This window comes from Sphingobium sp. YBL2 (assembly GCF_000943805.1).
Classification (GTDB): domain Bacteria; phylum Pseudomonadota; class Alphaproteobacteria; order Sphingomonadales; family Sphingomonadaceae; genus Sphingobium; species Sphingobium fuliginis.
Genome location: NZ_CP010954.1, coordinates 2807973 through 2821881 on the forward strand (window position 1 = coordinate 2807973; position 13909 = coordinate 2821881).

Annotated in this window: 11 protein-coding genes and 1 tRNA gene; 5 read left to right on the forward strand and 7 right to left on the reverse strand. The window is 63.1% G+C overall.

Annotation, left to right across the window (positions count from 1 at the left end; genetic code table 11):
* The first annotated feature begins 73 nt into the window (after positions 1-73).
* Together TZ53_RS12855 and TZ53_RS12860 are read left to right on the forward strand one after the other, a co-directional pair.
* Positions 74-1072 (forward strand): N-acetylmuramoyl-L-alanine amidase family protein, encoded by a 999-nt coding sequence (locus TZ53_RS12855; RefSeq protein WP_083199152.1) that lies wholly within the window; start codon positions 74-76, stop codon positions 1070-1072.
* A 146-nt stretch (positions 1073-1218) separates the two neighbouring features.
* Positions 1219-3756, forward strand: coding sequence for a penicillin-binding protein 1A (locus TZ53_RS12860; RefSeq protein WP_044663028.1), 2538 nt, complete (start codon positions 1219-1221; stop codon positions 3754-3756).
* A 185-nt stretch (positions 3757-3941) separates the two neighbouring features.
* Here TZ53_RS12860 and ald read toward each other — a convergent pair whose 3' ends face one another.
* Both ald and TZ53_RS12870 read right to left on the reverse strand, forming a co-directional pair.
* Positions 3942-5057 carry an alanine dehydrogenase gene (ald, locus tag TZ53_RS12865; protein ID WP_025551745.1) on the reverse strand — a complete coding sequence of 372 codons (1116 nt, stop codon included), beginning with the start codon at positions 5055-5057 and terminating at the stop codon, positions 3942-3944.
* A 90-nt stretch (positions 5058-5147) separates the two neighbouring features.
* Entirely contained in the window at positions 5148-6077 is a 930-nt protein-coding gene (locus TZ53_RS12870; RefSeq protein WP_083198966.1) for a peptidylprolyl isomerase, read from the reverse strand.
* A gap of 52 nt (positions 6078-6129) precedes the next feature.
* Between TZ53_RS12870 and TZ53_RS12875 the strand changes: the two genes are divergently transcribed.
* The 3 genes from TZ53_RS12875 (at position 6130) to TZ53_RS27780 (ending at position 6788) form a co-directional block, all read left to right on the forward strand.
* Positions 6130-6220 (forward strand) — tRNA-Ser (locus TZ53_RS12875).
* A gap of 182 nt (positions 6221-6402) precedes the next feature.
* The gene (locus tag TZ53_RS27935; RefSeq protein WP_083198967.1) at positions 6403-6630 is read left to right on the forward strand and encodes an Arm DNA-binding domain-containing protein; all 228 of its coding nucleotides are present in this window, start codon (positions 6403-6405) and stop codon (positions 6628-6630) included.
* 35 nt (positions 6631-6665) lie between these two features.
* Positions 6666-6788, forward strand: coding sequence for a hypothetical protein (locus TZ53_RS27780; protein WP_272947345.1), 123 nt, complete (start codon positions 6666-6668; stop codon positions 6786-6788).
* A gap of 98 nt (positions 6789-6886) precedes the next feature.
* On the opposite strand, the gene TZ53_RS12885 is transcribed toward TZ53_RS27780, so the two are convergent.
* From TZ53_RS12885 to TZ53_RS27160, 5 genes are all read right to left on the reverse strand, one after another.
* Positions 6887-8272 (reverse strand): glycoside hydrolase family 43 protein, encoded by a 1386-nt coding sequence (locus tag TZ53_RS12885; protein ID WP_052628200.1) that lies wholly within the window; start codon positions 8270-8272, stop codon positions 6887-6889.
* Positions 8273-8614: 342 nt separating this feature from the next.
* Positions 8615-10927 carry a glycoside hydrolase family 127 protein gene (locus TZ53_RS12890; RefSeq protein WP_065846209.1) on the reverse strand — a complete coding sequence of 771 codons (2313 nt, stop codon included), beginning with the start codon at positions 10925-10927 and terminating at the stop codon, positions 8615-8617.
* 501 nt (positions 10928-11428) lie between these two features.
* Positions 11429-13033, reverse strand: coding sequence for an alpha-N-arabinofuranosidase (locus TZ53_RS12895; protein ID WP_443216133.1), 1605 nt, complete (start codon positions 13031-13033; stop codon positions 11429-11431).
* Between the two features lie 227 nt (positions 13034-13260).
* A complete protein-coding gene (locus TZ53_RS26155) occupies positions 13261-13659 on the reverse strand; it encodes a GFA family protein (RefSeq protein WP_083198969.1) in 399 nt (132 codons plus the stop codon).
* Positions 13656-13880: a hypothetical protein gene (locus TZ53_RS27160; RefSeq protein WP_165363318.1), complete on the reverse strand. Its 225-nt coding sequence runs from the start codon at positions 13878-13880 to the stop codon at positions 13656-13658. The genes TZ53_RS26155 and TZ53_RS27160 overlap by 4 nt, the downstream gene beginning before the upstream one ends.
* Positions 13881-13909 lie beyond the last annotated feature (29 nt).

Consider the following 13909-nt stretch of genomic DNA (forward strand, 5'->3'; position numbering starts at 1 on the left):
CACTTCGACCCGAATGGCGCCAGGCGGTTTATCGCCCCTTGTGTGAAGATGGTGTTAAGCCTGCCGTTCGGCAATGCTTGACGCATCATTCGGTTGTCGTTCGCCTGCGCGCATGAAATTGCGCTGGACGGCGACGGGCCGCGCGGTGCACAAGCGGCGCATGCTCCAAAGTCTTGCGCTCGCAAGCATGATCCTTTCGGCCGTCCCCACTTCCGCCGACCCGCTCCATGGCGACCGGGCGAGCATGCGCTTCGACGCGCCCGCGCATATGGCGCCCCGTCCGGCGAAGCGCCTGCACAGCATCACCGTTCCCATCCCGCCGGTGGCGCGCGGCGTTTCCTTGCCCCCGGTGGAGGGACCGCGCGACGCATCCCGCCCGCTGGTCGTGATCGATGCCGGCCATGGGGGCCATGATCCGGGCGCCGTGAACCGCGACAATGGCGAGCGCGAGAAGGACGTGACGCTCGCCATCGCGCTGGCGATCCGCGACCAACTGGCGCGCTCGGGCCGCGTCCGCGTCGCGCTGACCCGCAATGACGACCGGTTCCTGGTGCTGCAGGAGCGCTACGGCATCGCGCGCCAGCTCAATGCGGACCTGTTCATCTCCATCCACGCCGATTCGGCCGATGACGACCAGGCGCGCGGCGCGACCGTCTACACCTTGTCCGAAACCGCATCCGACCGCGAGGCGGCCCGGCTGGCGGCGCGAGAAAACAAGGCGGATGTGTTGAACGGCGTCAATTTGGGTGGCCAGCCCAGCGATGTCTCTTCGATCCTCATCGACCTGACGCAGCGGGAATCGATGAACCTTTCGGTGGCCTTCGCCCGGCTGCTCCAGCGCGAGGCGGCGCCCTATGTGCCGTTTCGCGGCACGGCGCACCGCTTCGCCTCGCTGATGGTGCTGAAGGCGCCCGACACGCCGTCGGTGCTGTTCGAGGCCGGCTATCTCTCCAACAGCGCCGACGCGGCTTTCCTGGCGTCGAAGGCAGGCCAAGCCAACATCGCCAAAGGCGTCGCCCGCGCGATCGAAGTGCATTTCGCCCGCAGGCTGGCGGTCGGTAACGGCGGTTAGGCCCGTCCTTGCCGTCTTGCCGTCATGCTGAAACAGGTTCGGCAAGACGCTTGGGCAATCAGGACCGGGCCGCCAACGCAGTCCGGCCTCACATGGGCATTCCACTCTGGCGCTTCCCCCATTTTGACCTTACAGCCTCGACCATCATGGAAGAGGCACGCCCCAAATACGCCGCATCGTCCTTTGCTCAGCGCCTGCGCCGCGGCGCGAGCGGCTTTGGGGAACGCCTCCGGCCCCATTGGGACAAGCGCTGGTTCCGCTGGATCGCGATCGGTTTCGGCGGTCTCCTCCTCGCCTATGCGCTGTTCTGGCTGGTCTTCGCGCGCGGGCTGCCCGATGCGGCGACGCTGCTGGAATATGAACCGCCCCTGCCGACCATCGTGCGCGACACCAACGGACAGCCGGTCCACAGCTATGCCCGCGAACGGCGCGTGCAGCTCCAGTATAGCGACTATCCGCCGCTCCTCATCCGCGCCTATCTTTCGGCGGAGGACAAGACCTTCTTCGAGCATCATGGCGTCGACATCCCCGGCTTCATCGGCGCGGTTTTCGATTATGCGACCAAGATCGGGTCGGGCCAGCGCGCCCGCGGCGGCTCCACCATCACCCAGCAGGTGGCGAAGAACCTGCTGATCGGCGACGAATATTCCCCCACCCGCAAGGTGAAGGAAATGATCCTCGCCTATCGCATGGAGGGGGTGCTTTCGAAGCAGCAGATACTGGAACTCTACCTCAACCAGATATTCCTCGGCCGCAACGCCTATGGCGTGCAGGCGGCGGCGCGCGCCTATTTCGACAAGGATGTGGCCGACCTCAAGCTGCATGAGATGGCCTATCTGGCGATCCTGCCCAAGGGGCCCGCCAATTATCGCCCGGAAAGCCCGACCGGCCACGAACGCGCACTCGAACGCCGCGACTGGGCGCTGGGCGAAATGTACAAAAATGGCTGGATCACGGAGGCGCAGCGGAACGAGGCGCAGGCCCAGCCGCTCGGCACCGTGGCCGCGCACGGCTCCAGCTTCGACGCCCGCGCCGGCGGCTATTATATGGAGGAGGTGCGCCGCCGCCTGATCCAGCTTTTCGGGGAGAAGGCGGAGGATGGCCCCAACAGCGTCTATGCCGGCGGCCTTTGGGTCCGCAGCCCCTATGATCCGAAGATACAGGATCTGACGACGACGGCGTTGCGCAACGGGCTGTTGCGCTTCGACGCGGGCAAGGGATGGTCCGGGCCGGTCGCTAGGATCGACATGGATCGCGGCTGGAAGCGCGAGCTGGCGGCGAGCTATATCGACGTGGACTATGCCGGATGGCGCGTCGCCGTGATCGTCAGCCGGGATTCCTCCGCGGCGCAGATCGGCTTTTCCGATGGATCGACCGGCACGCTGCCCGCGGGCGCCGCGCAACTGCCCTATCGCAAGACGGGCAGCCCGGCCTTCGCCGCGATGAAGCCCGGCGACCTGATCGTGGTGGCGCGCAACGGACCGAGCTGGGCGCTGCGCAACGTGCCCGAAGTCTCCGGCGGCATGGTGGTGGAGGAAACCCATTCAGGCCGCGTCCGCGCCATGCAGGGCGGCTTCGACAACCGTCTCTCCTCCTACAACCGAGCCACGCAGGCGATGCGCCAGCCGGGATCGACCATCAAGCCCTTCGTCTATGCCGCCGCGCTGGACAATGGCATGACCCCGGCCTCGATCATCGTCGATGGTCCCTTATGCGTCTATCAGGGCGCGGGCCTCGGCCAGAAATGCTTCCGCAACTTCACCGGCGGCAGCGCCGGGCCGCAGACCATGCGCTGGGGCGTCGAACAGTCGCGCAACCTGATGACCGTGCGCGCCGCCAGCCAGACCGGCATGGACCGTGTCGTGCGCACCATCAAGGCGATGGGGATCGGGGATTACCAGCCCTATCTCTCCTTCGCGCTGGGCGCGGGCGAAACCACGGTGGAGCGGATGGTGAACGCCTATGCCATGCTCGCCAATCAGGGACGGCAACTCAGCCCCAAGCTGATGGACTATGTGCAGGACCGGCGCGGCAAGGTGATCTGGCCGCTGCGCTGGCGCGCCTGCGACGGCTGCAACATGGCCAATTGGGATGGCAAGCCCATGCCCCGCTTCGGCTTCGAGGGGCGGCAGGTGATGAATCCCATGACCGCCTATCAGGTCGTGCACATCGCCGAAGGCGTGATCCAGCGCGGCACCGCCACCGTGCTGGCGGACCTCAAGCGCCCGCTGTTCGGCAAGACCGGCACCACCAACGGCCCGACCAATGTCTGGTTCGTCGGCGGATCGCCGGACATCGTCGCGGGCGTCTATATCGGCTATGACCAGCCGCGCAGCCTGGGCGGCTGGGCGCAGGGCGGCCGCGTCGCCGCCCCGATCTGGAAGGCGGCGATGACGCCGGTCCTCGAAACCATGCCCAAAACGCCCTTCATCGCGCCGGCCGGCATCCGCATGGTCACGATCGACCGCCGCTCGGGCAAGCGCGTCTATGGCGTCTGGCCGACCGACGAACCCAAGCCCGCCGTGATCTGGGAAGCGTTCAAGCCCGAATCCGAACCCCGCCGCTCGATCCGCAAGGAAGAGGTCGCCGCCCAGGACAAGGCCGCCGCCCGCATCGAAGCGACTGTCCAGCGCCGCCAGCGCACCGACAGCGACTTCCTGCAGGACCAGGGCGGGATTTACTGACAGGGCAGGGGGGGGTGGTCGCCTCCCTCCCTTTCCTTTGACCACGACATGCTGCCGCCAGGGCAGGAGCCGAGTCCTGCCGTCAGTGGAACGCCGCATCGCCTGAACCGGGCTCTCATGAGTGCCTTCGCAGGAGCGCTTTGTGCTTAATGCAGCCACTGTCGAACAGAGCGCCGCCTCAGCCCCTATCCGATCGCCTGTTCCGCCGGGATGTAGGGCAGTCCCAGCGCCTCCGCCACGGCCCGATAGGTGATCTGCCCGTTCCACACGTTCAGCCCGGCGAGCAGATGCGGGTCCGCCCGCAGCGCTTCGTTCCATCCCAGGTCGGCGATTCGCAGCGCATGGGGCAGGGTCACGTTGTTGAGCGCATAGGTGCTGGTCCGCGCCACGGCGCCGGGCATGTTGGCGACGCAATAATGAACGATGCCCTCGACGATATAGGTGGGGTCGTCATGGGTGGTGGGGTGGCTGGTCTCGAAGCAGCCGCCCTGGTCGATCGCCACGTCCACCAGCACCGCGCCCTTCTTCATGGTCTTCAGCATGTCCGCCGACACCAGCTTGGGCGCGGCGGCGCCGGGGATCAGCACGGCGCCGATCACCAGGTCCGCCTCCGCCACGCATTCGGCCAGATTGGCGCGGTTGGAAAAGCGCGTCTTCGCCCGCGCCTCGAAATGAATGCCCAGCCGCTCCAGCACTTCCGGGCTGCGGTCGAGGATGGTGACGTCCGCGCCCAGACCCGCCGCCATCTGCGCCGCGTTGAAGCCGACCACGCCGCCGCCGATCACAGCCACCTTCGCGGGCAACACGCCGGGCACGCCGCCCAGCAGCACGCCTCGCCCGCCATGCGCCTTTTCCAGCGCGGTCGCGCCGGCCTGGATCGCCATGCGTCCGGCAACCTGGCTCATGGGCTTCAGCAGCGGCAGCCCGCCATGAGCGTCCGTCACGGTTTCATAGGCGATGCCGATCGCCCCCGACGCCATCAACTCCCGCGCCTGGTCGGGATCGGGCGCCAGGTGAAGATAGGTGTAGAGGATCTGGCCGGGGCGCAGCAGGGCGCGCTCCTCCGGCTGGGGTTCCTTGACCTTCACGATCATCTCCGCCGTCGCGAAGATGCCGGCCGGATCGTCGACGATCTCCGCACCCGCGCGGGCGTAGAGGCCGTCATGCGCGCCGATCCCCTCCCCCGCGCCGCTTTCCACCAGCACGCGGTGGCCGTGGGCGGTCAGCTCATGCACGCTCTCCGGCGTCAGGCCGACGCGATATTCGTGATTCTTGATCTCCCTGACGGTGCCTACGATCATGACCATCCTCTCCATCCTTGCCGGCGAAGCTGTAATGTCCGTCAGATAGGCATCGTTCCGGCAATTTGCCCGTTGCGGCGGAATGAGCGTTCAGGGCGCCTCCCGCACCGGCACCGGCGCGTTGCAGAGGTCGACGCCGCCTGCGGGCCGCTCGTAGAAATCGTCCTTCCGGTTCGCCCGCAGGCGAAGGTAATCGGCAAAGCTCCGCGAGCCGACGTCCATCACCTGATAGCGTGGCCGCTGCGATTCCGGCAGGTCGCTGGCGAGGCGGACGGAGAGGATCGGCAGGCGCTTCTCCCCCGCGGCATAGAAGCCGAGATCGCCGGAGCCGCGCGGCAGGCTGGCGAGCAGGTCCATGCCTTCGATCACCCGGCCGACGACCGCGATATTGCGGTCGAGCTGGCGCGGGGCCTGGCCGATCACGGCATAAAGCTCGGCGCCGGTTCCCGTGTCCGGGGAAAGGTTCCGCGCCACGCCGACCATGGCATAGCAATGGGGCAGCCAGGCCGACGCCTCGTCGATCGCGACCGGCCAGCCATTGATGAAGCCGGTGCGCGGGGCATAGGCGTCCGGATAGGGCAAGGGTGTCACGGGCGTCTTGAGGGCTGCGAGGGGGCGGGCATAATCCGCCCTGATGTCCGTGGCGATGCCGATGGGCAGGGCTTTCTTCTCGGTCACATCGCCCCATTGGGCGACATAATTGTCCTGCACGCGGTAGACGCTTTCGCCATCCCACCAGCCCGCGCGGGCGAGTGCGCGGATATTGGCGACGTGGGCGGGCGCGAAATCGGGCGCGAGCTGGATGACGACGCGCTTGTCGCCCTCGACCGTCATGACCAGCAGCGTATCGGCCGCGATGGCCTGCCATGCGCTGGCGGGCGCCTGTGCGACGATGGCGGACGGGGTGGCTGGCGCATCGGCGGCAAGCGCCGGGGAAGGCAGGAAAAGCGCGGCCAGGAAAGGGAAGGGACGGATTTGCATGCTGCAATCAAGCATGGGAGGGAAAGGAAAGTAAAGCATCCCCTTGCCTAGCGCGCCGACGCACGATAGGGAGCCGCCTCCAGTGCAATGCGGAGCGGTGGCCGAGTGGTCGAAGGCGCTCGCCTGGAAAGTGAGTATACGTCAAAAGCGTATCGAGGGTTCGAATCCCTCCCGCTCCGCCATTTACCCATCCCTCAGTGTTCATAGTCAACCGCCAAAGGACGCGGTTTTCTGCGGCTTTTCAGGCCGTATGTATCCATCGGTGTCCGTTGATATTCGCCCACAGCCTCGCTAGAATGTGGGGAGGGATGTGGGGAGAAATCCAAGTGTGGGGAAGCGTCCCCACATTGTGTGGGGAACTGACATGGGCAAGCTGACCGCCAATGAAGTCAAAGCCGCACTGGGCAAGCCCGGAACCTATAGTGACGGGGACGGCCTTTTCCTAAAAGTAAGTCGCACTGGCGGTGCAAGCTGGCTTCTGCGTGTCCCGCCGAAGGGCACGGTTTTCCGCGGAAAATCTGGCTTTCAGAGGCCGTCACGTCCGCAACTATTCACCCACAGCCTCGATAAAATGTGGTGGAAAGTGTGGTAGATTTCAGGGGGTGTGGTGGGATGTGCCCTGGCGAGGTGAAGCATGGGAAATTGACGGCCAATGAGGTGAAGGCCGACCTGGGCCTCATGGCCAACCGGCTGGAGGCTGACATAGCCTCGCACGGCGTCATATTATATCGCCTGACGTCGGCGGCCTGACTATGTGTTTGATCCCATGGTTGAAGCAAATGACTGGGGTGTGTCTCTCGCTTACGGGAAGAGACGGCCAGCTCAAATGTCTGGCCGTCCCCCTGTCGTTATTGGACAAACCGCCAGTGATCGAAGTCGAATAGCGACCTGTCGCCGCTGCCCTTGAAAAGCAGGTACAAATCATGGGTGCCGATTGCACCCGCTATGCTTGTCTGGCGTTCCTGCCAAACGCCAGGCGCGCCGGTTTCGCCGATCGGCAGAGTGCCGATCACTGGCCCGTCAGTACGGTCCAAACGCAGCTCTATCATCGAACCCGGCAGGCCGTTGGCGACGGTGGCAATGAACCATTTGGCGCCAGCGGAACCAAAGTCCACACCAGCGACCTTGATGTAGCTGCGATTCTTGGTCGTGGTCACGAAGATACCGGATTTCGCATCCCCCGCAGTCGTTACGCCCGGAGCCCAATCATATGGCCGGTCCTGATCGCGCTTGAGACGCGAGGTCCAGGCTATCGTCTCTGCTTCAACGCGCTTGTAAGGATTCAGCGCCTCAAGTTGAGGTGCGCTGGTTCTGTCCCACCAGTGCAAGTTGGGGATCGTGCCGTCTGGATTGTAATTGAATTTGGCGACCGCCACCGAGCGCCGCTCGTGATGCATCGGCGTCATCGCGAAGTTCAGTTCATAGTTAAAGCCGAACAGGTACGATCCGCCCTTGTAGTCGATGATGCCAGGATGGTTGCCGGTCGCGCGCGCGTCGTGAGCCATGATCGGCCCTTTATAGGTCCATGGGCCCGTCGGCCTGTCGCTCATTGCGTAGCCAATCCCTTCCGAGCAGCAGGTGGAGGCGAAGGCCATGTAGTAGCGGTTTTTCCGCTTATAGAACCAAGGTCCTTCCTGATAATCCAGGATCCGATCGACCTTGGTGATCTGACCTGAATAGGAAATCATGTCCTTGTTGAGCTTGACGTAATACAGGTCAGGATTGCCCCAGTAAAGATAGGCTTGACCGTCGTCGTCGATCCAAACGGTCGGATCGATATTGTCATTGGCCGGAGCGATCAAAGGCTTGCCCAACACATCGACGAAGGGCCCCTCGGGCTTGTCGGCGACCGCCACTGCAATGACATTCTTGGGCCGCCCCGCGATACTGATCGGAGCGTAGAGGTAGAATTTTCCATCTCTGGCGATGACTTGCGGGGCCCAGGCGTCGTTGCTCTGCACCGCCCACGGAAAAGTCTTCAAGGAGGCGACGGTTCCCCGATCGGTCCAGTTCACCATGTCCGTCGAGCTGTAGAGCTGCCAGTCGAGCATCTTGAAACCGGTTGCGTCATCCTCATCATGACTGGTGTAGAGATAGACGACGCCATCATGCACAAGGGGGGCAGGGTCGGCCGTGAAACGCGTCTGGACGATGGGATTCTGCGCGCGAGCCAGCGACGGCACAGCCAGGGCACACAGAATTGCAGTCGCCGCCCCGATACCAATTCCGTTCATTGAAATCCCTTCGATTTTCAAACTGGATAGTCGACGCGAGTTCTGCCTCTTGAACTCTGCTGTGTCGTACGCTCGAGCATATGTCGCATTTCGAGCTAGAGCGTTTTCCAAGCAGATGGAATCATCTGCTGACTCGGAAAACGCGACAAAACAAAAACTTAGAGCAGTCGAGCCTATGCAATCGGATCGGAATCGGCTCTAGGGTGTGTGGGGATTCAGCCCATGGCGGGCTGCAAATGGCGGCTTTCTGCGCTTCCAGTGCTCACGTACTTTGAGTACGCTGCGCGCTGGTTCTCGAAAGCCACCATTTTCGCTCCACCCTGAACTGAATCCCCACACACCCTAGACCGATTTGAGCCGCATGGTGCGGGCCGTATAGACCTCGACGCCCTGCCACTTGTCCGATTCGAAGCGGACGCGAATCTTCGACTTACCCTGCGTCATTTTCGTCGGCAGCGCATAGGTCTGCACGTTGCGGGCGCTAGTACTCTCCCCCGGCAAGCGTTCGCGCACCAGTTGCTCGCTATCGATCATGATCCGAAAATCCTTGTCGCGCTGCCCGCCGCCATAAGCGACCTGAAGCGCGAGCGGGCCGGGCGCGACGGCCAGGTCAAATTCGAAGAACCCGACATTCACGTTCCGGCTGCGGTCGGCGACGTGGGAAACGGGCGCCGACTGACCGCTGTCCGCAAAGGCGTGATCCACCTCCGGCTGTTGCTCCCCCAGCCGGATCACGTCGATCGTGCGCGCGGCCAAGTCCGCCCGGTCTTTCGAGGCTTGGGTCCACGCGGCTTCCTGGGTCGGCCATTCCGCCACGTCGAAGCGTCGGAAATAGACGGCGGTGCGGTTCTCATGCTGCGCAAAAAAGGGGCGTAGCGTCAGGTCGCCCGGCTTGCCCTGTTCGCCCAGGCGATAGTGATGCAGTCCGGCAGCCGCCACCAGCACCGGTTCGGCGCGGTCGGTAACGATGGCGGGGTCGAGGCCGTCCCAAGCTCCCTTGCCAGGCCCCATATCACCAGCCAGGACGAGCGGCCCGCTGACGAACGCCACCAGCTTGGCATCATCGGGCATCGATTCGACCCGTACCGGCATGGGCAGCGACAGTTCAATCCGGTCCCCCGCCTTCAGTCCGGTCAGCATCAGATAGCCGCCATCCCGGACGCCCGCAGTCTTGCCGTTCACCTTCAACAACGGGTCGGCGCACCAGCCCGGCACGCGCAGCGCGAGCCTTTTCGGCGCATTCGTCACCGCAATCCGCACCATATTGCCCAGCGGAAATTCGGTATCCATGTCGAGTTTCGCTTCGGGCGCGTTCAGCGTGGAGGCGTAATAGAGGTTGATCGCAACCGCATCGCCGCGCTTCCAATAGATACTTTCGCCATGCTTCGAATGGCTCTCCATACCCGAGCCGACACAGCACCAGAAATCCTCGGTGGGGCTGGAATGCACCCGTCCCATTCCCGGTGCCAGCGCGGTGAAATAGGTGAACATGCCCGTCTTCGGGTCTTGCTGGCTCATGATATGGTTGAGGTGCGCGCGCTCGTAGAAATCGAAATAGCTGGCCTCGCCACTCCAACTGTACAGATGCCGCGTCAGGCGCAGCATGTTGTAGCTGTTGCACGCCTCGCACGTCTGTTGGTCGAGCCGTTGGGCAAGCTGGCGCGGCAGGCCGAAATGCTCGTGATCCGAGTTGCCGCCGATGACGTAGCTGTGGTCGCGCGTGACCGTGGTCCAAAAGAACTGTGCGACTTTCGCGCGGTCCGCGTTGCCCGTCAGTTCATGCAGTCGCGCCTCGCCGATGATCTTCGGAATCTGGGTATTGGCGTGCTTGCCGGCGAGTTCATCACGCCCGGCCTGAAGCGGATCGACGATCGCGTGATGCCGCATCCGTTCCGACAGGGTCAGCCAGCGGCGATTGCCGGTGCGCTTGTAGAGTTCGGCATATGATTCGGTCAGCCCGCCATGCTCGGTGCGCAGGATGTCTTGGACCTGCGTATCGCTCAACCCCTCTAGGATTTTGCCCAGATAGTCGCCCAGCCCGATCGCCACGGTCAAGCCGTCCTTGATCCCCGCATGCTGATGCGCGTCCAGCGCGCCTGCCATGATCTTGTGATAGGTGTACAAGGGGACCCATCCGTCGTTCAGGCTGAACCCGGTCGAGCGGATTTCGCCCCTGCGCAGTTCCTCATACACGACCTTGCCATCGACGGTCTTGCCGTCGCGATCGACCGTGGTGCCGCCAGCATAGCCGTCCCCGTGCCTGGCTTGGATCGCCTTGAGTTGGCCGACGATATAAGCGGCGCGGTCGCGGAATTGCGGGTCGCCCGTCTGGGCGTGGATCAGCGACACCGCGCTCATATAATGGCCCAGCGAATGGCCCGCGATCCCGCGCGATTCCCACCCCCCATAGACCTTACCCCTAGTCGGCAATCCGGCGCCGGCGTGGAAATTATGCAGCAGCCGGTCGGCGTCGAGCGACAGGAGATAGCGCGCGTTCGCCCGGACCGACGTCAGGAAGATCGAAGGCTTCAACCTGACCTGCGACAGGGAAAAGGGTGTCGCGATCGACGTCGCAGCCGGCGCGGCCCATGTGAATCGCGGCAGGGCCCCAAACGCGATTCCAGCCCCCAGCGTACTGCGACGCGTCCAGCTCATGTAAATCTCCCAATCAGATGCCCAAGAGCACCCTATCGAACCAATTTGTCGGAGTAAACTATGAATCTTATCGGAGTAAATGTCGAGGTCCAGGCGCCACCTCGGTTCGACATGGACCGTTCGTCGGGTGCGATATTTGCCGCATATGGCGGATCACACACCATCGTGGCTGCGCATATACAAGCCCGTGCTTATGCTGGTGCAGCACGGCCATTACCTTATTCAAATCCTGGTGCGGCGAGATGCTGGCTTGTGAACCATAACAGTGAAGGATTGGGTATCGTCGGGGTCCGTCTCAATGTCGCTCAGCACGATAAGGCGCTGCTTCGCCGCCGGCGACGCGGCGGAAGGCGGTGGGGGAGAGGCGGCCGGCAAATCGACGGAAAAGCTGGCAAATCGACGGGAAAGATGGTCGCTGCAACTGCGGCCAACGCGGCAACAGCTTTCACGCGATCCGGTCCCGGTTCGCGCGGGCGGTCGTTCGATGTCGGCGTTTGACCATCATTCCATAACGCTCAGAACGGTTACCGACTTGGGCGGCAATGTCACTTTCAACCGGCCGCCGATCACCTTGGCGGCACTTGGCTGCGGCTTGACCATGTCGGGCTTGTCATAGCTGTTGACCGCATCGACCCGCGATGCGGTCAGCACGGTACCCGATGCCTTGCGCGCGCGGATGCCCGCCACCGCCGCATCGATGGAGGCGGCATTGTTCGGGTCGACGTTGGTGAGCGCGATCCACAGCTTCCCGTCGGCGCCGCGCGCCGCAATCGCATCGATGCGCGGCACGCTCACCTCGCCGAACCTGTATGTTCCCGCGTCGAAGCTAATCGGCAAGCGCGTGGCGTTCTGGAACGGCACATACATTTTGAACAAGTAATAGGTGGGCGTCAGCACCATCTTCGGCCCGTCCGTCAGGATCATCGCCTGAAGCACGTTCACCATTTGGGCGATGGCGGTCATGCGGACCCGTTCGGCATGGCGGACGAACATGTTGAGGTTGATCGAAGCGATGACGGCGTCGCGGATGGAGTTCTGCTGATGCAGGAAACCATCCTTGCTGCCTGGCAGCTTCGCGAGCCAAACGCCCCACTCATCTATGACCAGCGGGACTTTCTTGTCCGGATCGTATTTGTCCATCACCGCTGAGTGAACGCGGATCATCTCCTCCATCTTCAGCGTGTCCTTGATGAGCATCGCATATTCGCGCTCGCCAAAGTCGATGCTGGAAAAGGGCGGGGGCCAGCTGATCCAGGTATAGTTGTGCATCGACAGCCCTTCGATGCTCCAGCTCCAGTCATGCGCCTTCCATGCCTTCATGACGGCTTCGGTATAGGCCGTGTCCAGTCCGCCGGGCCCAACCGCGATCCGTTGCATCGGGTCCGATCCGGCTACCGAACCGCCCGCAGGATTGTCCGTGCCCTGCTGTTCGAGGTTGAGGTTACGGGCGAAGCGAGCGTAGCGCTTCATTTCATCGACATAATAGTCGGGCGTGTACGCGCCGCCACAACTCCAGCTTTCGTTCCCAAGACCCAGAAATTTGACTCGGTAGGGTTTGGGATGGCCATTGGCTGCGCGTTCCGCCCCCGCCGTCGTGCCGCGATCAGCGGTCATGTACGCGAGCCAGTCGGCGGCTTCCTTGACGCTGCCCGATCCCATGTTGACCGATATATAGGCTTCGGCCCCGATCTGATCGATGAAGTCGAAAAATTCGTCCGTGCCGAAATCATTCTTCTCCAGCGCGTTGCCCCAGCTGCCGTTCACCGTCACCGCCCGCTTGGCGCGAGGACCGACCCCATCGCGCCAATGATATTCGTCGGCAAAGCACCCGCCCGGCCAGCGAACGCTCGGAACATTCAATTCCTTCAGCGCCTGAACCACATCGCTGCGAATGCCACGCACATTGGGTATCGGCGAGTCTTCGCCCACCCAGACGCCGCCATAGATGCCTGTTCCCAGATTTTCGGCGAACTGACCGAAGATGTCGCGGTCGATGGTCGGTCCCGTACCGTCGGCGGCGACCGTCATGGCGACAGATGCCGGTTGCGCCAGAGCCGACGCCGGAACAGCGGCTACCGCCAACGCCAGCGTGAGATTTAGCTGCACCCTTCGACCCTCCCGCCGCCTATCCAATATTCAGACATGCCGCTGTAGGAAATTACTCCGACTATTTCTAGGAATATCTTCACTCAGCGCTGGGGAGGGCGCCGTCAAAGCTAAGTGGCAACGGGTAAACAGACGGCGTGAGCAGCCGCCCCAAGAGCCCGTTCCGATACTTCAACTCGTCGCCCGAGGTGATCCGCCTCGCTGTGCTCATATATGTCCGCTAAACTTCAAGACTCCCGATTGCGTGCAAATTGAGGAACGGGAAGAGGCGCGACCCACGGCAGCCGACGGGTGATCCAGTTCTCATATTGCGGCACAAGACCCGTGGCGTCGTCGAAGCTCGCGACGGGAAGCTCGATCTCATCGCCGGCAAGGTTCACGAACCGAGATCCGCATGTAGGGCAATGTAGCCGATAATAGCCGGGGCTGCTCTCCCACGCCGCATATGGACCGCAAAGAGCGACGGCCGCGCGGGCAAAGACGGCAAAGGCAAGATAGGGTGCGCCATGCGCTCTCTGACAAACAAGGCAGTGACAAAGGCCCACACGTGACGCGTCACCTCGGGCTATGAACCTCAATGCGCCACAGGCGCAGCCACCCGAACGTTCCATAGTTGCTGTTGTCATGCGCGAACAACACGCAGCCACGGGGAAAGACCCAGGCCGATCGGGTTGAAGACGACCTTGCGTCCATCGACGGCGGAGAAGAGCGAAAGCTGCCCGTCCGCCGTCGGGCAGATAAAATCATGCGCCATATGTCGTATAAGGGTCGCTTTTGCTGGGTCGATCGCCTGTCTTGGGTAATGTTGCAGGGCGTAGGGCGAGTTCCAGTTCGTGTCACGAGCCAAGATTCATTCTCGAAGACTGGACGCCACCG

What these genes read in the sequence shown, in the direction of transcription:
- TZ53_RS12855 (WP_083199152.1), top strand. Translation starts at nt 74, where the DNA reads ATGCTTGACGCATCATTCGGTTGTCGTTCGCCTGCGCGCATGAAATTG.
- TZ53_RS12860 (WP_044663028.1), top strand. Translation starts at nt 1,219, where the DNA reads ATGGAAGAGGCACGCCCCAAATACGCCGCATCGTCCTTTGCTCAGCGC.
- ald (WP_025551745.1), bottom strand. Translation starts at nt 5,057, where the DNA reads ATGATCGTAGGCACCGTCAGGGAGATCAAGAATCACGAATATCGCGTC.
- TZ53_RS12870 (WP_083198966.1), bottom strand. Translation starts at nt 6,077, where the DNA reads ATGCTTTACTTTCCTTTCCCTCCCATGCTTGATTGCAGCATGCAAATC.
- TZ53_RS27935 (WP_083198967.1), top strand. Translation starts at nt 6,403, where the DNA reads ATGGGCAAGCTGACCGCCAATGAAGTCAAAGCCGCACTGGGCAAGCCC.
- TZ53_RS12885 (WP_052628200.1), bottom strand. Translation starts at nt 8,272, where the DNA reads ATGAACGGAATTGGTATCGGGGCGGCGACTGCAATTCTGTGTGCCCTG.
- TZ53_RS12890 (WP_065846209.1), bottom strand. Translation starts at nt 10,927, where the DNA reads ATGAGCTGGACGCGTCGCAGTACGCTGGGGGCTGGAATCGCGTTTGGG.
- TZ53_RS26155 (WP_083198969.1), bottom strand. Translation starts at nt 13,659, where the DNA reads ATGACAACAGCAACTATGGAACGTTCGGGTGGCTGCGCCTGTGGCGCA.